Source organism: Deinococcus alpinitundrae (assembly GCF_009982895.1).
Taxonomy (GTDB): domain Bacteria; phylum Deinococcota; class Deinococci; order Deinococcales; family Deinococcaceae; genus Deinococcus; species Deinococcus alpinitundrae.
This window is the reverse complement of sequence record NZ_WXZL01000042.1, coordinates 1-20,215: the sequence shown is the minus strand read 5'-3', so window position 1 is coordinate 20,215 and position 20,215 is coordinate 1. Positions and strand designations below refer to the sequence as shown.

At 60.6% G+C, this 20,215-nt stretch carries 20 protein-coding genes and 4 pseudogenes; 10 read left to right on the top strand and 14 right to left on the bottom strand.

Annotated elements, in window-relative coordinates:
* Positions 1-100 precede the first annotated feature (100 nt).
* From GUI70_RS20945 to GUI70_RS20905, 9 genes are all read right to left on the bottom strand, one after another.
* The gene (locus GUI70_RS20945) at positions 101-313 is read right to left on the bottom strand and encodes a glycine zipper domain-containing protein (RefSeq protein WP_161884230.1); all 213 of its coding nucleotides are present in this window, start codon (positions 311-313) and stop codon (positions 101-103) included.
* Positions 314-381: 68 nt separating this feature from the next.
* Positions 382-651 carry a hypothetical protein gene (locus GUI70_RS20940; protein ID WP_161884229.1) on the bottom strand — a complete coding sequence of 90 codons (270 nt, stop codon included), beginning with the start codon at positions 649-651 and terminating at the stop codon, positions 382-384.
* Between the two features lies 1 nt (position 652).
* A complete protein-coding gene (locus GUI70_RS20935) occupies positions 653-1,816 on the bottom strand; it encodes a DUF6544 family protein (RefSeq protein WP_202630543.1) in 1,164 nt (387 codons plus the stop codon).
* Between the two features lie 308 nt (positions 1,817-2,124).
* Positions 2,125-3,408 carry a bactofilin family protein gene (locus tag GUI70_RS20930; protein ID WP_161884228.1) on the bottom strand — a complete coding sequence of 428 codons (1,284 nt, stop codon included), beginning with the start codon at positions 3,406-3,408 and terminating at the stop codon, positions 2,125-2,127.
* Between the two features lie 119 nt (positions 3,409-3,527).
* Positions 3,528-4,232 carry a toast rack family protein gene (locus GUI70_RS20925; RefSeq protein WP_161884227.1) on the bottom strand — a complete coding sequence of 235 codons (705 nt, stop codon included), beginning with the start codon at positions 4,230-4,232 and terminating at the stop codon, positions 3,528-3,530.
* A gap of 41 nt (positions 4,233-4,273) precedes the next feature.
* On the bottom strand, positions 4,274-4,462 hold the full coding sequence (locus GUI70_RS20920) for a hypothetical protein (protein WP_161884226.1): 189 nt from the start codon (positions 4,460-4,462) through the stop codon (positions 4,274-4,276).
* Positions 4,463-4,734: 272 nt separating this feature from the next.
* Positions 4,735-5,382 carry a P-type ATPase actuator domain-containing protein gene (locus tag GUI70_RS20915; protein WP_161884225.1) on the bottom strand — a complete coding sequence of 216 codons (648 nt, stop codon included), beginning with the start codon at positions 5,380-5,382 and terminating at the stop codon, positions 4,735-4,737.
* A 234-nt stretch (positions 5,383-5,616) separates the two neighbouring features.
* Positions 5,617-6,222 carry a DoxX family protein gene (locus GUI70_RS20910; protein ID WP_161884224.1) on the bottom strand — a complete coding sequence of 202 codons (606 nt, stop codon included), beginning with the start codon at positions 6,220-6,222 and terminating at the stop codon, positions 5,617-5,619.
* Complete coding sequence (locus tag GUI70_RS20905; protein ID WP_161884223.1) at positions 6,219-6,728, bottom strand: universal stress protein; 510 nt, start codon at positions 6,726-6,728, stop codon at positions 6,219-6,221. The genes GUI70_RS20910 and GUI70_RS20905 overlap by 4 nt, the downstream gene beginning before the upstream one ends.
* 1,101 nt (positions 6,729-7,829) lie before the next feature.
* Between GUI70_RS20905 and GUI70_RS20900 the strand changes: the two are divergent.
* Positions 7,830-8,699 (top strand): annotated as a pseudogene (locus GUI70_RS20900) (chemotaxis protein CheB); the annotation flags it as partial.
* A 93-nt stretch (positions 8,700-8,792) separates the two neighbouring features.
* On the opposite strand, the pseudogene GUI70_RS20895 reads toward GUI70_RS20900, so the two are convergent.
* From GUI70_RS20895 to GUI70_RS20885, 3 genes and pseudogenes are all read right to left on the bottom strand, one after another.
* A pseudogene (locus tag GUI70_RS20895) lies at positions 8,793-8,954 on the bottom strand (IS6 family transposase); the annotation flags it as partial.
* 108 nt (positions 8,955-9,062) lie between these two features.
* Positions 9,063-9,410, bottom strand: coding sequence for an antibiotic biosynthesis monooxygenase family protein (locus GUI70_RS25305; protein WP_161884222.1), 348 nt, complete (start codon positions 9,408-9,410; stop codon positions 9,063-9,065).
* Positions 9,407-10,441, bottom strand: a complete 1,035-nt coding sequence (locus GUI70_RS20885) for a cytochrome P450 family protein (RefSeq protein ID WP_161884221.1) — start codon at positions 10,439-10,441, stop codon at positions 9,407-9,409. The genes GUI70_RS25305 and GUI70_RS20885 overlap by 4 nt, the downstream gene beginning before the upstream one ends.
* Before the next feature lie 83 nt (positions 10,442-10,524).
* Between GUI70_RS20885 and GUI70_RS20880 the strand changes: the two genes are divergently transcribed.
* Positions 10,525-11,232 (top strand): winged helix-turn-helix domain-containing protein, encoded by a 708-nt coding sequence (locus tag GUI70_RS20880; protein ID WP_161884220.1) that lies wholly within the window; start codon positions 10,525-10,527, stop codon positions 11,230-11,232.
* Positions 11,233-11,515: 283 nt separating this feature from the next.
* Positions 11,516-12,309, top strand: a pseudogene (locus GUI70_RS20875) (IS5 family transposase); the annotation flags it as partial.
* A 148-nt stretch (positions 12,310-12,457) separates the two neighbouring features.
* Here GUI70_RS20875 and GUI70_RS20870 read toward each other — a convergent pair.
* Positions 12,458-14,500 carry a cation:proton antiporter domain-containing protein gene (locus GUI70_RS20870; protein ID WP_161884219.1) on the bottom strand — a complete coding sequence of 681 codons (2,043 nt, stop codon included), beginning with the start codon at positions 14,498-14,500 and terminating at the stop codon, positions 12,458-12,460.
* Positions 14,501-14,879: 379 nt separating this feature from the next.
* On the opposite strand from GUI70_RS20870, the gene GUI70_RS20865 reads away from it, so the two are divergent.
* The 4 genes and pseudogenes from GUI70_RS20865 to GUI70_RS20845 all read left to right on the top strand — a co-directional run bounded on the left by GUI70_RS20865 (position 14,880) and on the right by GUI70_RS20845 (position 18,456).
* Positions 14,880-15,251, top strand: coding sequence for an IS110 family transposase (locus tag GUI70_RS20865; RefSeq protein ID WP_161884218.1), 372 nt, complete (start codon positions 14,880-14,882; stop codon positions 15,249-15,251).
* Positions 15,252-15,320: 69 nt separating this feature from the next.
* Entirely contained in the window at positions 15,321-15,911 is a 591-nt protein-coding gene (locus GUI70_RS20860) for a transposase (RefSeq protein ID WP_161884217.1), read from the top strand.
* Positions 15,912-15,949: 38 nt separating this feature from the next.
* Positions 15,950-16,572 (top strand): annotated as a pseudogene (locus GUI70_RS20855) (IS6 family transposase); the annotation flags it as partial.
* 477 nt (positions 16,573-17,049) lie between these two features.
* Positions 17,050-18,456: an alginate O-acetyltransferase AlgX-related protein gene (locus tag GUI70_RS20845; protein ID WP_161884215.1), complete on the top strand. Its 1,407-nt coding sequence runs from the start codon at positions 17,050-17,052 to the stop codon at positions 18,454-18,456.
* Positions 18,457-18,883: 427 nt separating this feature from the next.
* On the opposite strand, the gene GUI70_RS24645 is transcribed toward GUI70_RS20845, so the two are convergent.
* Positions 18,884-19,186 (bottom strand): hypothetical protein, encoded by a 303-nt coding sequence (locus GUI70_RS24645; protein ID WP_237725088.1) that lies wholly within the window; start codon positions 19,184-19,186, stop codon positions 18,884-18,886.
* Here GUI70_RS24645 and GUI70_RS25300 point away from each other — a divergent pair.
* The 3 genes from GUI70_RS25300 (at position 19,109) to GUI70_RS20830 (ending at position 20,083) form a co-directional block, all read left to right on the top strand.
* Positions 19,109-19,282, top strand: coding sequence for an IS3 family transposase (locus GUI70_RS25300; protein WP_368733639.1), 174 nt, complete (start codon positions 19,109-19,111; stop codon positions 19,280-19,282). The two genes, GUI70_RS24645 and GUI70_RS25300, sit on opposite strands and share 78 nt — an antisense overlap.
* 81 nt (positions 19,283-19,363) lie before the next feature.
* Positions 19,364-19,600 carry an IS3 family transposase gene (locus tag GUI70_RS25295; RefSeq protein ID WP_161884213.1) on the top strand — a complete coding sequence of 79 codons (237 nt, stop codon included), beginning with the start codon at positions 19,364-19,366 and terminating at the stop codon, positions 19,598-19,600.
* 6 nt (positions 19,601-19,606) lie between these two features.
* The gene (locus tag GUI70_RS20830; RefSeq protein ID WP_161884212.1) at positions 19,607-20,083 is read left to right on the top strand and encodes an IS3 family transposase; all 477 of its coding nucleotides are present in this window, start codon (positions 19,607-19,609) and stop codon (positions 20,081-20,083) included.
* Positions 20,084-20,215: the final 132 nt, after the last annotated feature.

Genomic DNA, 20,215 nt, shown 5'->3' with positions numbered 1-20,215 from the left:
TTATCAGAGCAACGTCCGGAATACGAGTATCAAAGTGGAGAAGACCTCTTGTCTGACGAAACTCAAAAATAGTAGAGACAGGACGCCATGGAAGGTGCGCCTACTCGGATTTTGTGCCGTCCAATTTGCTTTTGCGCTTGCTCTGACTCTCCAGACCCGCACTAATGGCCGCGCCCACACCTACGCCCAATGCGATGCCGATGGGAATATTTTTCAGGGCCACACCGATGGCAACTCCGAAGCTCATTCCAGTGGCAATGCCAACACTCAAATTACCGCTTTTTGAAAACTTTTTGTTTGATTTCTGCTGCATCTTGGGTAAGCTCCTCTATTTGATGGTCTGTAGTGGCCTGCAATTAAACTCGACTCAGGCCGGGGATTTTAATTGGGAATAGTTGAACCCCGGCGCGATCCGAACCACAGCGCTAGCAGAATCACGATGTTGACCGCCACGCCCGCAAAGGCAATGCCAGCATCGAGGATGGTGAGACTGAGCGACAGGAGCGTCACCGCGATCAATCCGGGTCGCCATCCGCCCCAGCCCAGCAGGAAGGCAGCAGCGACCAGCACGAAGCCCAGGGCCGCCACGCCCCAGATCAGCCCGTGCAGGGCGAGGATGATTCCTGCGCCCCAGTGAAGGAAACTTCTCATGTCACAGCCCCCTGGCCCGCACGGACTGGCGCACGTTCGTGTTCAGGTCGATGCTCTCGGTGGTGAAGACGGCCCAGGGCGTGCCGTCGTCCTGCCAGGTGGCGGTGCCGATGCGCGGCAGGGTCACCCCACCGAAGCTCCCCCACTGGCGGAGTTCGTTCGACCACAGCGTCTTGTGTGTGTCCGTCTCACCCTTGAAGCGCATCGACTCCAGCAGCGTCGGGCGGCCCGTGGCGGGGTCGAAGCGAACCACGAAAGTTTCATGCGCCTGTCCAAACGGGACGATCAGCAGGGCAGTGGCGTCGTCCACGGCCTGCCAGCGGACCCGTGGGTCAATCAGAAACACGGCGGGCATCGAGGTGGTCTCGGCCCACAGGCCCAGATTGCTCGCCTGCGCGGTCTGGAGATTGCCCTCGCTCTTCTGCCAGGGCAGTTCAATGCGGCTCACCCCATCCAGGTACGATTCGTTGACGCGCAGAATCGGCAGGCCAAACCAGGTGGCCTCAATGTAATGACGGTAGTTATGCCCGGCCTCGTGAATGAAGCGGAAGCGGGCGGGCAGGGTGGGACCGCCGGGAATGGGGCGGATGGTGGCCCGGCCGGTGATGACTGCCGAGGTGATCACCGGGATACGTTCACCGTAAGTCAGGCGGAAGAACCGCTCGACCGGTACAGGCAGATTGGGTGGCAGTGGGATAGACTCCGGCACCCCCGCCGTCCCTGGAACGGCCGGAAACGGCGCAGGACTGACCTGGAGGCCCAGCCAGCCCAGGAGTAGCAGGCCCGCCAGGCTGAAAACAGTCCACAGGCCGGCGCGTTGCCAGCGTTTTGGGTGCCGGTCTCTGGAGCGCGCAGGTGAATCTGCGGAGCGCGGTGGTGAGGCGGGCGTGTCGAGTTGGGATCCTGTGTTCATCGGTCCTCCAGGGTAGGTGAGGTGGTGCTGAGCGTTCGGGCTGACCTGCCGCCAGCTCACTATCAGGAGGGCCGCCACAGTCAATAGGGTGCTTGGGATGTGTAGCTGCAAGATGCCTTCTGTTGAGGAGAGGACACGCAAGGGGCCAGCCAGGGTATTGACCACGCTGTGCAACAGCACGACCAGCAGCACACTGAAGATCACAGCCTGAAGCACGAACCAGCCGAGGGGCAACTGCGCCTGTTGGGGCACCCATGGCTGCCCCAACACCCATCCCCACTGCCCCGCCGAGCGCAGTTCCGATACCCACGCCAATGGCAATACCCACACCTGCCTTGCTGTCTTTATGGGATTCTTTGGTCGATTTCTGTTCCATTTTTTATTTCATCCAGAATTTGGTTATTTGTAGCGAATAACCGCTCAAAACCTCGCTGCTCTCATTGCGGGCTTCTGGGACAGGGCCGGAATTTCTCTATACCCGCCGCGAAGTCCCTTGGAGGACCTGGAAGATGAGGCTCGCGGCCGGCATTGTCAGGTGGAACAGGGCGATCAGTGCAAAATCAGGTGGCCTGGGGCGCGCTGACCTGAGGCACAAGTGGGCGGCGGGGTGGGGCGCGCAAGGTCAGCCACAGCGCGCCGAGACTCAGCAAGAGCGCGGCCAGGGTCGCCAGGGCACCCAGGACGGGAATCTGGAGGACGAGGGCCAGGAGCAGGGCACCGATCAGTACCGTGGCGACTGGGGCGAAGGTCGCCTGGGGCCGCAGCGCGTGGACGATCCAAGTGCCGATCAGGTAGGCCGCGAAACCCTGTGCGCCCAGCAGCGCCAGCCAGGCGACGAGGGTCGCGCCACCCAGCAGTACGGGCATCCCAATGAAGGCCAGCGGTAGGCCGAGACCACCGAGGCGCAGCAGCAACAACGCGCCAGCCAGCAGGCCGAGCCCCAGCACGCCCAGCAGGGCCAAGGCTGGCAGACCGATGAAGGCCAGAGCGCCGTAGCCGAGGCTGGACGCGGGCGCGGTCCGCAGCTTCTCCCAGACGCCCAGAAGCCGAGGGCGGGCCAGCCAGAACAGCAGCAGGCCTAGCAGCGCGCTGCCGACAAAGGCACTCAGGAAGCTGGTGAGAGGATTGCGCCGGGGCTGGATGGTCACACCGTTGATTGGGGCATACGTCACCTGTCCACCCACCACCCCGGCGGGCAGGGCCGCCTGGCCGGAGTCGGAACGCTGCAGGGTGAGGTTCCCCGCGATCCGCCCGCCCTGGGTAAACCGCAGGCCAGGGTCGCCCAGCGTCATCGAGCGTCCGGTCAGGACGGCGGTGTTTCCAACCGCCATCTTGGCATTTCCGCCAATGACGCCCCCAACCTCAATGCCGTTGGCTCCCACGTAGGCGTTGCGGGTCACCCGGCCGTCCAGTTGAGCCTGGGAGCTGCCTACGGCCACGTCGCGCCCGATGACAACGCCAGGGGCCACCACAACTTCTGAACCGGCGGCCAGCAGATCGCGCCCGATGCTGGCCCTGTTTTGCACGCGGATCACGGAACCGGCGAAGCGGGCCGTCTGGGACACCTTGCCACCCAGAATCAGCGTCTCGCCCGATGCCCAGAGGTTGCCGCGCACTTCGCCGTTGATGGTCACCGTACGCCCCCCCACGAACAGGTCGCCGTTGACGGTGCCGTCGATCTGCACGTTGTTGCCAGCGACATACAGATCATCCTGAATGATCTCGGACTTGGCCACAGTCACGCTGTCGCCGGTTCGCCAGTCGATGGCTGAGGCCGCGCCACCGAGAGTCAGGGCGATGAGCAGAGTGCTGGCGTTTCTGAACAGCTGATCGTCGGTCTTCATGATGTACCTCTTGGTCGTTCTGGGACGCCGTGAGCTGTGAATGGCGACGTGTCCTGAGTTGAATGCTGACCGTGGCCTGTTGCCAGAGCATTACGGCTACGGCTGAGGTGAGGGAGGAGTCAACGCCCCAACTGCTCGACGGTGACGGCTCCGCCGCCGCCCCTGATTCGCAGGTCGATTCGGTTGCTGGCTCCCGCATAGCCGCTGGAGGTGTAGATCTCACCGTCACTCTGGAAGTCGCCCAGCATTTTCACCGTCCCGAGGCCGGTACTGACGCGCACACGCGCCTTCATGCCGCTGGGAACCGTGACATTCAGCTGGCCGACGCCGCTCTTCATGTCAGCGGAGACGATCCCTGTCTTGGGCAGCCGCACAGTGGCCCGTCCGACGCCTCCTTCAAACCTCAGATCGGTCACCTTCAAGTCAGCCAGGTTGAGCGCCGAGTCCCCAACGCCGGTGGTGACCTTCAGCACCAGTGGCACCACCGGCGAGAGGGTCACGAGCCAGCGTGCAGTGTCTTGAGCGAGCGTCCCGAAGAGCAGGATGTTGGCTCCGGTCTGCCGGACCGTCAGCTGCACCACCTGGGTATCGCTGCGCGTCGCCATTTGGCGCTCGAGCCGCTCATTGCGGTTCAGACCCAGGGTCCCCGCGATCAACGTGCCGCCGCTGCCCGGCCCGACCTCCAGCCGCCCAGCGGAAGTCGACAGCGCGATCTCGGCGCGGGACGCCGTGAGCGGCAGGCTGATTGTTTCGGTGCTCGGCGCACCGAACAAGGCGGGGCGGATGAAGTACCAGCCGCCGACCATGACCAGCACAAAGCTCATCAGCGCCAGCGCCAGCGTCCGCCCCCAGGGGTAATGACGGGTCAGGAGGGCACGCCGCCGATCACGATCATGATCAGCACTGTGCCCCAGTTGTCAAGACCGACCAAGTCGAAAAGAGACAGCGTGCCGATGACGATCAGGACGTAGGCCCAGCGGCTGAGTCTGGGTTGGAGTCTGAGGGTTGTGGGCGGATTAGTGATCTGGGGAGGGAGACGCTCAGCTGCACTCATACGCTTTCCTCATGACTCTCGGGGAGAACAACGGGGTTCAGGGTGAAAACGGTAATTGAACAGGTTTCAGGGTTTGTTTGACGATCCAGGAACGCTCGACTCTGGATTCCGGTTCTGGTTGGTCTGATCTGTCGACCTGATGGCGATGGCCAGCCCAAAGACCACGGCGACATTCATACGCTCTTGCCCGGTTTAGCCGCCCTCGTCGGCGTCCCACGCCACGTCACAACCGCCTTGGTCACTTCCACCCAGCCCACGCCAATCAGGGCGCACTAGCCCAGCCACGCCAGCGGCATGGGCGTGAAGCCGAAGAGCGGCCAGACCGGGCCGAAGAACAGCGTGGTCAGCAGCATGGCTAGGGTCAGTTCCAGCAGCAGCCACAGCACCCGGTTGGGCGTGCGCAGCGTGCGAAAAACCGGGAGCGTGAACGAGCGGTTGACCAGCACCCGAAGAACGAAGGTATTGATCTGACGCTGAAGCGACGTCTTCTCGGTCTGAAGGCTCTCCAGGCTGCGCCCGATCCGACCCAGTTCGGTCTGGACACCCACCGCCTTCACGCTCATCCAGACGCGGTCCATCGCTGCGTTGGTACCGGCACACACCCTGTCGCCCCCTGATTTGTGGACCGCCACCGATTCGCCGGTCGGTACCGATTCGTCTGCGGTGACATCGCTGGATTCATGCACGGTGCCGTCGGCGGGCAGGCGGCTCCCCTCCTCGATCAGGAGGGCGTTGCTCAGCACGATCTGCTCAGTGGGCAGGTTGACCAGCACGCCGCTGCGCCAGAGTTGCGCCTTCGGTTGAGTCAGGTCACGCAGTGCCCCCAGCACATGGTCACTGCGCAGCGACTGGTACACCGAGATGCCCGAAACGAGCAGCAGGGCCGTGCCAAGCGTCACTGCCTCGTGAATCTGGCCCATCCCAAAGTAAACTGCGCTGCAGCAAGAACACTGGCTTTGTCACCACCTCCCGCAGTGTTGTCAGGAGGCCAGACGAGCGCCCGCTGCTGAAGATGTGCGGCCCATGCGAGACCTGTAACTGGGCCGCCGCTTCGCGGCCTGCTCATCCGGCAGCCCGTGCATCATCACGACCTGCCCAGACGTACGCATCTGAGGTACGTCGGGTTACCACAGTCCGCAGCACGACGCCGCATTTCACCCGTGCAGCTGCGGGCTTGGGTCCGGCCCCTTGACGGGCCGCGAGGCGGGCTGGGCGGTCACGCCGAAGCGGGCGAGCACCCAGCGGTCGAGTCCCCACCAGCCCGCGACGCGCCAGCCCAGCACCAGCCAGGTCGCCAGGATGAACAGCAGCGGATTGGTGCTGACCGTACCGGCCAGCAGGTAGCTGGCATTCATCACGCCGCCGAAGAAGGCCGCGATGCCGGTGAACAGTCCCAGGATCAGGGCCACGCCGACGAGCACCTCGCCGTAGGCCACTATGTACGAGAAGGCGGCGGCGTTAGGTAGCGCCACGTGTTGCAGGAACCAGGCGTACCAGCCCTGGACATCGGGATGTGCGCCGCCCGTCTTTGCTACTGCGCCGGTCAGGAAGCCACTGACCGCCGTGCCGGCCTTCTCGCCGACCCACACTCCGGCCGGGTTGGTGACCTTGCCCCAGCCGGCCATCAGCCACTCATAGCCGACATAGATGCGCAGCAGCGTCCACACGGGGGCCAGCCTGGGATCGGCGAAGAGCAGGCGCGACAGGTTGGGTTCACGGAGCAAGCCGGGCGTGGCTGGCTGAAGGGGGCGGGTGGTCATGCGCTCACCTCCAGCGTAGCGGCGTGGTGCGGCTCGTCCTCCTGACCCGGCACGGAGGCGGTGGGTTTCGGTGCCCGGACCAGCAGCACCGGCACCCTAACCCGGCGCATGACGCCCTCGGCGACGCTGCCCAGGAAGAAATGATCCAGCCCACTGCGGCCGTGGGTGCCCATCACCACCAGTGAGCAGCTTTGCTGTTCAGCCACATCAGCGATCGCCTGAGCAATTCTTGGATTACCGCCCTCCAGGCACAAAAGACGGATGCTGGGGGAGCCCAGCGCGGTGCGGGCCTCTTCCAGCAGGCGCTGACCCTCGGCTTTCGCCCGTTCGCTGGCCTCCGGATCGTTGAAGGTGTAGGCTGATTCGCCGTAGATAACGGGGAGTGGGGGTACGACGTACAGCACGGTCAAGGTACTGTGGTGGCAACGGGCCATTTCGGCCGCCACCGGCAGGGCGAGCGCACTGAGCGGACTGCCGTCAATCGGGACAAGAATATGGTCAAACACGGGGGTCTCCTTGGACAGAGGTGAATCGAGCGGTGTGGGTCAAGCGTGGTCGGTGGATCAGGCGCGCGGCATCCCCGCCAGGCCACTGAACTGCACCTCAGACGCTCGGCTGGCGCGCCAGTCAGAACCTGAACCGTCAGGGCGCGGCACTGACGCGTTGCCTTAAGCTCAGACGGTGCTTGCCTCTACCCCGAAGCCTGACCTTCCCCTGTTTCCAAAGCGTTACGACCAAACTTCGCCTGCACCTCACCCTCCAACCTGCTCGACGGTAATCTGCCCCACGCCCCTGCTGATCCGGGCGCGCACCTTGATCCCGGTAGGAGTGGCAATGGTCGCCGAGCCAACGCTGCTTCCTACGACAGCGGTGACGACGCCCTTTGCAGAAAGGCCGCACCGTGGCCTGGCCCACACCGGCCTTGAAGTTCAGGTTCATGACGTTCAGGTCGGTCAGGTCGGGTTAGACTCGTCCACGCCGTTCGCGACCTTCAGCACAACCAAAGGCAGGGGAAGGAGCGGTTGACCAGTGCCACGAAGATGTCAGCATCAGGGTCGTGGACACCAGTCTCCGGACCACCGGGGCCGCCTGCATCCTCACGGTTCTGGCAGGTTAAGTGTCTCGTGACTCATATCACTTTATTTTTATAAGTACATGGCGAATACACGGTAAGGGATGCGTTTTCTGACGTAATAATCAAGGTAGCTGAAGGTGAATTGCCTCTACTTGACTTTGAGTGTGAGAAGGGTCTGCACTCATGTTTCACATGACGTCTGGTTAACTTGCCAGAATCGTTGATGAAGCGTACGCAGGTCCATCTACCATCGTTTGGGTCGTGGATTGGCGCTGGAACGTAGCATTCCTCAGCCTACCGCTACCCAACTGCGGTTGTAGGACTAATCCTCAAGCCATGCCAGAAGGTCTACGGTGCCCGTACGTCTGGGGAAAGACTGGTCTGCTTTAGAGATGTAGACCAGTGTGCAGAGAGCGCACACCGTATCTTGAATGAGCGGAAGGGCGGTGGCCGATCACAACAACGTCCCTTTCCCTCCACTGCTCCTTATTGACTTCGCCGAGCTCCAGCTCCCTCACCTCCACGACGACAAATGCGGAGCCAGCCCCGTCAGCAGACGCTTCCCCTTCCCTGGAGCCCTATGATGCCCGACGAGCACGTTCACCCAGAAACGCCGTCAGTCGGCCTCGAGCGCCTGCCAGGCGACACTGCCATTCACCCAACGGCTCCTCTGGCGGTGGTGGGCATCGGGGGCTCGGCGGGCGCGCTCGACGGCTTTGAGCGCTTCTTCCTGGGGCTGCCACCCATCACAGGTCTGGCGTTCGTGGTGGTGCCGCACCTCGATCCTGGACACCGAGGACTGATGCCGGACATTCTGAGGCGCTGCACCAGCCTGCAGGTGGTTGAGATCAAGGACGGTATGGTCCTTCAGGCCGACCGGGTCTACATCATTCCTCCTGGGTTCAGTCTGTCCATCCTGAACGGTGTCCTGCAACTTGGTGACCTGGCGGACGTCAAAGGCAATGTGATTGACGCTTTTTTTGTTGCGCTGGCCGCTGATCAGCGGGAGCACACGGTGGGCATCGTGCTCTCAGGTATGGGCACGGACGGAACGCGGGGCATCCAGGCCATCAAACGATGGGGCGGGCAGGTTCTGGTGCAGGACCCGGACACGGCTGAATACATCTCGATGCCCAGCAGCGCCGCCGCTACCCACCTTGCCGATGCCGTGTTGCCGCCCGACGACCTTGCGGCGCGGTTGCTGAGTCTGACCCAGCAACCCTTGAGTCTGAACGCTGGGGCGCTGTTGAACGACAGTGACCCGGCAAGTGCGCCGCTCCAGACGATCCTGCGGTTGGTGCAGCAGCGCATGGGCCACGATTTCAGCCGCTACAAGCGCCCGACCCTGATTCGCCGGATCGAACGCCGCATGCTGGGCTGGCGCTTGCGGGACGTGTCCCAGTACCTCAGATTGCTGGAGGAGGTCCCCGACGAGATCGAGGCGCTGTTCCAGGACTTCACCATCAACGTCACCAGTTTCTTCCGGGATGTGGAGGTGGCGCAAGTCTTCCGCGAACAGAGGTCCGAATTTGATGCACCACTCGCGGAGGGTCTCGTGACTGACCTCAATGCCGCGCTGGTGAAGCAATTCTTGAACATCTCTGTAGCTGAGCGGGAAACGATGGTACAGCCACACAGCGTGCTGGATGATGGTCATTGGAAAACGGTGGCGGTAAGTTTTTTGCTCGGTCACGGTGAGTCAGCCTACCCCAGCCCAATTAAGGCAACACAACCGTTAAAAGATGTCATGCACGATCGTTTCCACCTAACGATCATGCTGGGTGCGACTGTCAGCAGGCGCTTGCGCCCGCTGGTTCATCCCGTAGTCACGGGAAACCCCAGCAACCCGCAAGCGGTAATCTCTAAAGACAAACTGCCGTCCCAATGCTTGGGTTTCACGGTGTGCTTCAAGATTGCGCCACCTCTGAACTGCTTCTTCATCCTCCCAAAACGACAAGCTCAGGAGCTTCGTAGAATCTGCGAGGCTCGCAAAACGTTCGATAGAAATGAAGCCTTTCATCGTGAGCAGATCAGTCTTGAGCTTCGCCGCGAGGTCAAGGTAGGTGTCCCGCTGCCCTTCGGCGGGCCAGACTTCAAAAATTACGGCAATCATTGAAGCGCCTCCAACAGGGGAATACGGGCATTGAGCGAAGGTTTGAAGCCGCTGTGAAAGAGCGGGGCGGGTGTTCTGGACCCGTGCCAGCAGGCCAGGGCAATTTCGGCAATCAAGGTCGCCAACCGTTGCCCTGGACAGCGGTGGACGCCGTGACCAAAACTCAATCCAGCACCCGTCGCCGTGCGGTTCGCTGCGGCGAGCAGCAGCAGCACCGTATCCCCCGCCTCGACATTCTGCTCCAAGAGAACACCCGCTTCTCCCATGAACCTGCGGGTATTTTGAATGGGAGCTGCCACACGGATCAGTTCAGTCAGGAACGCATTCCAATCCACCGGAAGTAGACGATGCTCCAAGGCAAGCATGCCGTGCAGAATCAGGCTGGCGGTGGAGTCGTAGCCTTGCCACAGCAGGCCAATGGCATTCGCCACGCGGGTCTTCTGGGGAAGTGACGACACAAACGTTGAGTCCAGCCGCTCTTCCATAAAGCGCCAGAGCGAAGGCGCGGCATGGATGCCCTCCTGAACTTCATGGCTGGGACTTCCTGGCGTGATGCACGCGGTGAATGCCTTGACCAGGATCGCCAGTTGATCCAGCTCTACCGCCGGGACACCCAGCAATTTCCCCATGCTGAGGACGGGCATCTGATACGCGAATTCAAGTGGAGATTCAGCCTGGAGGGCGGTTGCGACCGTCGCCACCTGGATCCTGATTTCGTGTTCTGAGAAATGTTCCAGCGATTGAATGAGGCTTGCCTTGATCTGCAGGTGTCCCTCACCCTCGGTCATCCGAGCGAGCAGGGCGAAAATTTCTCCAGCGACCGAACCAGACAGAAAGGGCGGGACGGGTTGGTGAACTGGACGCACCCGGCAGCGAGGGTCATCCAGCACCGTAACGACTTCCTCAGAGGAAGTCGCCACCCAGCACTTCGCAAGCGGGGAATAGTGGAAAGGCTGACACAGCAATTGCTCGTAAAGAGCTTCAGCGTCAGGGTGGGTAACGGCCTGGAGTGGATTGGGCATTTGTGTCATGTCTGCACCCTAGAGAGGAGCAGAGGAACAATGTTTCAGGATCACCTGAACAGTTAGGCGGTGAGCGTGCGTAGGCTGGTGGCATGGTTCTCTTCCCAGACATCAGCGGCACAGCGGCATTGCTCGCCGATCCAACACGCGCCCAGATGCTGACGCAGCTCCTGAGTGGTCAGTCCTTTACGGCAGGCGAGTTGGCGAGGGAGGCAGACGTTTCTCCCCAGACGGCCAGCAACCATTTGACTCGGCTGCTTGCTGCAGGGTTGGTACAGGTTGAACCGCAGGGACGACACCGTTATTTTCGGCTGGCGAACCGTGATGTCGCGCAGCTTCTTGAAGCGCTGATCGCTTTTGAACAGCAGAAAATCAGGCTACCCGTGTCCAGGACACCAGCCAGGCTGCGTTTTGCCAGACGTTGTTACGACCATCTGGCCGGGGAGTTGGGTGTCCTCCTCCTGGATGCACTGCGGCAAAAGCAGTGGGTGATGGAGCATGAAGGTGGTCTGACGTTGGCGTCCACAGGTGAAAGGTGGATGGCTTCGCTGGGCATTGATATTCAGACTATCAGAGGGAAACGGAGGCCGCTGGTACGGCCTTGCCTGGACTGGAGTGAGCGACGTCCGCACCTTGCGGGCGCAGTGGGCGCAGCTCTATTGAATCAGTTTTTGGAAAGGCGCTGGCTCGTTGTGGGTCAACACCGTGAGCTGCACCTGACGACCGCAGGTCAGCAGCAGTTCGAGCAGAATCTAGATCTTCGTCTCCAGTCCGCTGTGGGACGTGAGCAGGAGGAATGAAGCCAGCTTGAGACAAGGGGGGAGTGTTCTACATTGCGCTTTGTAATAGCTTCCTGGAAACCACCCCTGAAAACAGCTCCACACTGTCCGGGAAGAGGGGCGCGACCTACTTGTCCCAGACAGACGCGGCGGTAACGTCGACGAGCGGCACGGTCTTCGCCGAGTCGAGTTGTGCTCCTTCTGATCAGCTGACCAGGCCCACTTGAATTCGGTCTTGCCTAGAGGCTGGGTGAGAGGGGATCGAAGTTGTGCTGGGTGATTTTGCCGCTGGCAGACTGGATGAATGGATCGCCGTGCGTACCCGAGTGATGTGGATGACGAGACGTACCACTTCTTACTGCCGTACCTGGCGTTAACCGCAGAGGATGCCCCGCAGCGGAAATTTCCGCTGCGGGAGGTGCTCAATGCGCTGTTGTGGATGAGCCGGACAGTGGCGCAATGGGCGTTTCTTCCACATGATCTTCCACCGGCAGAGGTGGTCCGCAGCCAGGCGAAGCGATGGCTCGAAGCAGGGTGCGTTGAGAACGCCGTACACGATTTGCGCCTGCTCAGCCGCGTTCAGCAGCAGCATGGTGCTGAGCCTACGGCGATCATCGTCGATCGCCGGACGCTCCAAAGCACCCCGGAGCGTGGGCACCGCGCGGGATTTGATGGCGCGAAGAAACGCAAGGGCACCAAGGTCCATCTGGCGGTGGATACCCTCGGTCACCTGTTGACCTTGACCACAACGCCAGCCAATGAACAGGACCGGACGCAGGTGGAGGCGCTGTGTCACAGCGCCCAGGAGCTCACCGGTGGATGCTGGAGGTGGTCTTTGCCGATCACTGCGACACCGGTGAACAAGCGCAGGATGCGGCGCGCAAAAGCAATATTGAGTTGATCGTCGTGAAGCGTCCGGACGCTTCACGGGAATTTGTCTTGCTGCCAAAACGCTGGGTGGTGGAACGTTCGCTGGCGTGGCTGTCACGCTTTCGTCGATTGGGGCGTGATCTGGAACGCCTCTCCTCGACCTTGATCGGCTTCCATTTCGTCGCTGCCTGCGTTCTGTTATTGACCAAACTCAGGCCCATCCTTGGACAGCCAGTCCACCAGCCTCTCGCCAGGCCCTGGTTCTGCTGCCCTCATCGCCACCGGCTTGAAGCGCCTCTGTAAAGACGCCATACAGGGCACCGCAGTGACATTCCCAGGGCGACGGTTTCGGTGCGGCGCGGCCCCTTCGTTCGGGTCATTTCGTCCAGCGGTGCTCGTAGCAGTACGCCCACGTCTCGCCGGGTTCGGCGCTGCGGATGACGGGGTGCGCCTGGGTGGTGGCGTGGCGGGTGGCATGGCGGTTCTTGCTGCTGTCACAGCAGCCGACGTGGCCGCAGGTCATGCAGACGCGCAGGTGCACCCAAGTATCGCCTGTCGCCAGGCATTCCAGGCACACGTCGGCTTCGGGGATAGTGGGGCCGGCGGCGCTGCGTGCATGCTCACACTGTGCCTGTTGCTCGTCCGTGAGTATGACGCCCGGCAGGTCACTGAGGTGGCGGCGCAGATCCCTGCGGCTCACGGCGTCCGGGGTGAGCAGGTCGAGGAGCCCCGCCGCGACTTCCTTGTGGGCGCTGAGGATGTGCGTGGTGTTGAGGGCCTGCAGCACCTGGTGTTCCGGAACGGTGCGCGCGAACGCGATCACCGGCAGGTCGGGTGCAACGGTCCGCGTGACGCTCACGGCGCGGTGCGTGAGGTCTTCGTCGTCGTCCACGACCACCAGGGCGCGGGCAGCCGCGATATTCAGGTCCGTCAGGACGCTCACGCGGGTGTAGTCCGCGATGAGGACCGGCATGCCGCGCAACTCCAGTTCCGACGCGCCGTCCGGATTCCGGGTCACGACGGCATATGTCTGTCCGGCGCGGCTCAGGGCGCGGGCCGCGAGTCGGGCATGCGCACCGTACCCGGCGAACACGACGCGGCCCCGGACGTCCATGCCCTCGCCGGGCGCGTCGCTGACGTCCGGCGTGCCAGTCGGCAATGCGGTCGGACGGGCCGCTGCCTTGCGTGAGGCGAGGGTCGCGCCCGCGCCCGCGAGGACGGGCGTGAAGGCCATGAGCAGCACGGTCGCCGCGATGAATACCTGCGTGCCGGACGTACCGAGGCCCGCGAAGCTCAGGCCGAGCGTCTGGCCGGTCGTGGCGAGCACGAAGCTGAACTCCCCGACCTGCGCGAGCAGCAGCGCGACGTAGATGCTGGTGCCGGGCGATTCGCGCAGCAGGCGTACGCTGACGCCCGTCACGCTCACTTTCAGCAGCACGATCAGGATGCCCGCGCCCAGCACGAGCGGCAGGTGCGTCGCCAGGAAGCCCAGGTCGAGTTGCAGGCCGACCGACAGGAAGAAGGCGGCGCTGAACAGCACCTGCAGCGGCAGGATCTCGCCGAGCGCCTGCGTGCCGTACCGGCTCTCGCTGACGAGCAGTCCCGCCAGGAACGCGCCGAGCGCGAGACTCACGCCCGCGAGCCCCGTGAGGTACGCCGTGCCGAAGCACAGGGCGACGACGGTCAGCAGGAAGATCTCGGTACTGCAGGTGCGGGCCACTGCTTCCAGCAGGGGCGGCACGAGGCGACGTGCGGCAATAAGGACGAGCGCGATGATGCCGCCCGCCTTGAGAAGCGCGACGAACACGCCGCCCAGGCCGCCGCCCTGCCCGGCCAGCATGGGAATCAGGAGGACCATCACGACCACCGCGAGGTCCTGGAAGATCAGGATGCCGAGACTGACCTGCGCGGCGGGCGTGCCATTGCCGCCGCGCGCGGACAGGAGTTTCAGGACGATGGCGGTGCTGGACAGCGCGATGAGGCAGCCGGTGAACACACCGTTCGGAAGGGTGACGTGGAAGGCATTCAGGACAAGGGCCGTCAGGGCGACCGTGAGGATCACCTGCAGGCCGCCGCCCAGGAAAATCAGTCGTGCGATGCGGGCGAGCCGGTCGAGACTGAACTCGATCCCGATGGTGAAGAGAAGCAGCATCACGCCGATCTCGCTGGCGTCCGAGATGAGTTGCGGGTCGCGGATCAGGCCAAGCGCGGACGGCCCAGCAAGGACGCCCGCAAGCAAGAAGCCGATGATCGGCACGAGGCCCACCCGGAACGACAGGTACGCAGCGGCAGCACTGACCAGCAGCAGTAGGGTGAGCTGCCCCAGGAAAGCGGGCGGGCCGCTGTGAACGGCACTCCCTTCGGCCAGGGCCGGGAGGGCGGTCAGGAGCAACAGGGCCGTGGCCAGGACGGGACGCATGTGTTCAGTGTTTCATACGTCTCGGTTCATGGGTCGTCAGCACCGCTAGCTTCACAGCACCCCCGATGACCTTGGAGAACCACATCTATCAGGTCATGACTCGCCGCCTGACAGCGCTTTGAATACCAGCAAAGCGACTTCTAAAACGCACTTTTATATCTAGGTCTCGGCAGCCTTCCTGATCAGAATGAGCTGTCCGGCCAGTCCGGGTCAGCAAGCCAGTACGCACTTTTGGTCGTTCGAGACCGTGTCCTAGACCGGGCTGATCCGGGCGCTTTCTTGCAGACTGCACCCTATCCAAGGCCTCGAGCCTGCATATAAGAGACAGTCCGAGTAAAGCATGTTGACCTGACCACCCCACTTTTCAGGGAGGTTTTTCGTGGTTGTTCTTGGCATCGATATCGGCAAAGACGTGTTCTTTGCTCATCTGCGGGCTGCCGAAGGCTGCCCACCGTTCACACCTTGCGCCTTGCCGAACGTCGAGAATACGGTGGCCGGGTGTGCTCAACTGCTCCGCTGGGCGGCCTCACACGGGCACACATCAGCTGAGCTTCAGGTCGTGATGGAAGCGACCGGTGTGTACTGGGAGACCTGCGCGCTGACCCTACACCAGGCCGGCTGCCGGGTCAGCGTAATCAACCCAGCACAGATCAAGCTGTTTGCCCGATCCGTCTTGCGACGCGGCAAGACCGACACCATGGATGCCGAGATCATCGCGCGGTATGGCGTGGTGATGCAGCCCAGTCCCTGAAAACCACCGCTGGCGTCGGTCGAAGAACTGAAAGTTCTGGTGCGAGAACGGGAAACCTTACTGCAGACCTTGACCCAGGAGCGTAACCGGCTGCATGCCCTCCAGCACAAGGCGCGCACCATGACGACGGTGGTCGCGCTGGTACAGCAGCGCATTGATCTGCTCAAGGAGCAGATCACCGCCCTCGAACGCTCGATGCACACCTTGGTGGCGATGAACACCGAGCTTTCCGAGCCTCTCAAGCTGCTCTTGACCGTTCCAGGCTATGGCTTTGTCACCGCTGCCAGCGTGCTGGCAGAAACCCAGAGTTTCCTGGGCCTGCATTCCAGTCGTCAACTCTCCGCGTACGCTGGTATCGCGCCCGCCCCACATCAATCGGGAGCGATGACCGGGCCAGCCCATATCTCAAAAACTGGAAACGAACATTTGCGTCGCACGGCCTCCCTTGCCGCGATCGGGGCCATGAAATGCAAAGGGCCAGTGGGACAGTATGACCGTCAGCTCCGTGCGCGTGGAAAACCTGCAAAAGTCGCGCTGGTGGCACTTGGTCGGAAGTTGCTTGGCATTGGGTTCGCGGTCGTGACCTCAGGACGGCCGTACGACGAGGCATTCGAAAGCAAGCGAATGGCTGCATTGCTGGGTAAGCAGGTGCTCTGCTGATCCGATCCTTGACGCCCTACCTTTCAGACCCTATCTAGCACGCCGTTTGGCTTTACCACCGATTTCAGACCAGTTACCGAGATGCCCAAGAATTGCTGCACCAGAGCGGTATTCAAGTCAATCATGAAACCCTTTGCGAGTGATGTACCGAGTTCGGACCCTCTTTCGCTGAAGACCTGCGCCACCGAGAACCTCGTCGGGGTTCCCGGTGGCATCTCAACGAGGTGTGGACAGCGTTCGCCACTGGTTGTGGAGGGCGGTGGACGAATACGGGTTCGTGCTCGACATCCTCCTTCAGAGGCATCGGGACACTGAAGCGGCGAAGACATTCCTGACCCGGCTGCTGGGATAATACGATGTCCCAGAGGTCATTTACACCGATCAGCTGCGGAGCTATGAGGGCGCGTCCGAGAGATTTCCAGCTTGGTCAACGTCGACCACTAGCAGATGATTTCAATGGCACGCTGCAACAACATTGTTGAGATCCACACGACGACAAGACCGATCCCAGCCAGGATTTAGGCGTCGAAGACACGCTCAAGAATTCCTGAATTTGAACGTCCGAATCACCAATCTCTACCACTCTTGAACCAGCGTTTCCGCCTCAAACAGACGAAATCATCAGCAAAAAGTGTTCCAGATGTGGTCAACGGTCGCGGTAGGGGTGGCCTGTAGTTCAGGCCACCCCTACCCTCAGATTGCCGTGCAGCTATTTAAGGCAAAACAACCGTCGGAAGTCTTCTTACCCTGGGCAGCCCGTCGAAGCCATGCACGGGCAGCGCTCAGGTTATGGCCGGGAATGTCCGGCAGACCTTCGAGTTTCGCCAGGATCGGCAGCACGTCCTCTCTAAAAACGCTTCTCAATTGAACTTCAGTGGCATGAGCGTGGACGAAGAGTAGGAGGCTATCAGCGTCAATTTGCTGCCTGTCAGATACGGTGTGCAGGTGAAAAGGGAAGTCGCGCACTGGTAATTTGCTACGTTACGTGCCAGTGGCAACGGGCAGCCCCAGACTGACAGGGTATGCGAACTCGAGTACACCCCCTCGGACGAGGACGTCGGGTTGCTGGGAGATAAGACTCTGGTCGTAGTCTGGAAAGTCCCTGAGGTTTTTTGCGGGTGTCATATCAGGAGAAAGAATGAAGCGATTGATGGTTTTAGGCACCTTCCTTCTCGCAATAGCTCAAGCTCAAGAACTTCCTACAGTTGTGCAAGGAAAAAGTAATTGGCTTTTTACAAATGAAGAACTTCAAAGATTCACTAATACGCGGAACGTTTATAATGAACAGCTCAGCGCACTAGCACAAGCTGTGCATATGCTTCGCGAGAGACACATTGAAGTTGCCGTCATGATAATTCCAACTAAAGCAAGTATCTACTCTGAATTTTTACCAGACAATCTAAAGGCCTCTCTGGACTATAATGGAAGTTATAGAAGAATAACAGCTGATCTTAATAGACTGGGTATAATTAATGTAGATCTTAAAACTCCGTTGATTGCTCATAAAAGTGAAGGTAAGCTGTACTTTAAAACAGATAGTCATTGGACTCCGCTCGGAATGAAGGTAGCCGCTGAGGCGATAGCGAAAAGTCTGGCCAGCCAGTTGCGTCCTTTGGCTGAGATTAATATTTCGGCAGAAGATCTTCCAGCCATACCATCTCATATGGACTTGATTGACCACATTCCCAAAAATCAGCAATCCCATTTTGAAACTGAAGCAATTGGCGGCCTAAGTCTCACACTTGATAACACCGACTTACTTAGCGACGCTCCGATACCCGCTGTGACATTATTCGGCACCAGTTATTCAGCTGTCTTTGATGGGCGCGGTCTGCCAACTGCGTATGAGCAAACATTCAGCAAAGCTTTGAAGGTTGCTACAAAACGCGACATCCTAAGCTTCGCTATTGGAGGAAAGGGATTTTGGCAGTCACTCGCAGACTACATACAGTCAAACGAGTACAAGTTTCGTAACCCCAGATTGATTCTTTGGGAGATTCCGGAACGATTTCTATATTTTGAATCCCAACCAGATTGGGCCATTCATTCATTTCCGTGGCTAGAACGCGAGGTGACGCGTGGTAAGAGCGATTGCCTTCTAAATTTTGCGAACTGCGACAAGACATCGAGCGCAATGCGTTGGGTTATGGACTGGAACATTTTGGATATTGTGAAGGGTGTAAATCCGTATGTCACAGAGATCAAAAATTTTTTTGGCAGTGAAAATTTGCTTAGGAACGCCGGGCCTGAGCGGAGCGATGTGTCATTCTGGCTCCCCACCTTACAACCCGTAACCCTGGACGTGACCCTCAGCACGCCCGTGCCTGAGCAACGTGTCCGAATTTTTTTGAATAATAAGATCCTGAAGACGGTATCGCTGCAACTGAATGGTGAGTACAAAGATCGTCTAACGTTGCCTGGTAAGCCGGGCCTAAACCGCCTGGAATTTCATTACGACAACTGGAATGGAAAGACAATGCTTTTCAAAAGCGGCGATAAACGCGGGATCGCTGTGACATTTACACAGCTTAAATTGACGCGTTAAGATGGTGGCTCTCAGATCGCCGGGCGGTCCAATGCGGCTGAGGGTTACGGTGTCGCGGGCCACTTTGACCACCGCGCTGTCCTCGCGGTAGGTAGTGACGGTCTGCTGGGTGCAGCTCAGGGTGGAGTGAATCCCCCGGACAGGACCAAAGGCCAAGACACTTCGCTCCGATCAGCCGTTACGCTGACTGCACCGCGAAGGAGCCCAGATGCCAGGACGGAATCATAGCCGTGAGTTCAAGATTCAGGTGGTCGGCCGGAATCAACGCTGGCCTGCACAGCACCGCCCAACTCTGCCGGGAGCACTCACGAGCTCCCAGCCTGATTCACCGCTGGCGTAAAGAAGTCGAAGACCGTGGTGAGGCCGCGTTTACCGATGGTGCCAAAACAGACCGCAGCGCTGAACTTCGCATCGCGGAATTGGAACGCTACTGTGGCCAGCTGGCTTTGGAGAACACCATCTTACGAAAATCGCTGGCGACGTACCCCTTGAAAAAAGGCACCAGATGATCACGGATGCGCGTATCGCGCATCCCACGGTGTCGGTGCGTCGCCTGTGTGCCCTGCACGACGTGAGCTGGTCCTGGTATGTCCACCGGCTGGGCCGGGATGTGCTGGACCGCGATCAGCCACTGGCCGAAGACATTGAGGCGGTGGTGTTGAAGTGGAGCGGGTACGGTGATCGCCGGGTGACCCATGAACTCGCCCGCAGAGGACGTCCAGCGAACCACAAGCGCGTCCTGCGGGTGATGCGGGAACGTCGGCTGATCTTGCTACGGTGTCGTGGAGGAGGGGTTCAGTCTGACGGACAATGGAGACTGACATGACGGCCAGCAAACGCGACTACGCCGCCGAGTTGGAGAAGGCCAGAGAACCGTGACGTCCAGGCAGACGTCACCCTCACAGTTTTGATTCCAAGGATTCATCAGGAGAGCCGGGGCACCTACGGTGCCCCCCGCGTTCAGGCGGTTTTGGCGGACGAGGGGCTACGGGTGAGTCGGGCGAGGATCACCCGGCTGATGAAGGTGGCAGGACTCAAGGTGCGCTGCAAGCGGAAGTTTCGCTCGACGACAAATTCCAATCACCGGCATCCAGTGGTCGAGAATCTGCTCAACCGCGAGTTCACTGCGAACCAGCCGAACTAGAAATGGGTGACGGACATCACCTATTTGCCCACCCACGAGGGCTGGATCTACCTGGCAGTGGTGATGGATCTGTTCTCCAGAAAGACTGTCGGTTGGGCGATGCGCAAGACACTCCACACCGAGCTGGTCGTGGCGGCCCTCACGATGGCCCAGCATCACCGTTGTCCTGGACAGGGAATTCTCCATCACTCAGACCAGGGAGTTCAATATGCCAGTAGCGAGTATCGACAGGCTCTGGAGCGCCTCCAGGCGCTCCAGAGGATGAGCCGGAAGGGAGAATGCTGGGACAACGCCGCGATAGAGAGCTTCTTTTCCACCCTCAAGCTGGAACTGGATCTCCACAAGGCCCAGGGAAACCGCGCTGAGACGCGCAATCTGGTTTTCGAGTGGATCGAGGTCTTCTATAACCGCGAGCGACGCCACTCCAGTCTGGGGTACCGCTCACCGACTCGATTTGAGGAACATCAGGCCAGACCGAACTGACCCTCCACTTCCCTCTTGCAATATCAGGCTGCTGTATCTGATTAGCGCCCCCCAATTCCGTCGTTGGATGGGGGTGCTGCCGTTAAGCTGGGGTGGATGACTGGGACGCCGAGGGAGCAAGAGCTGCTGGAG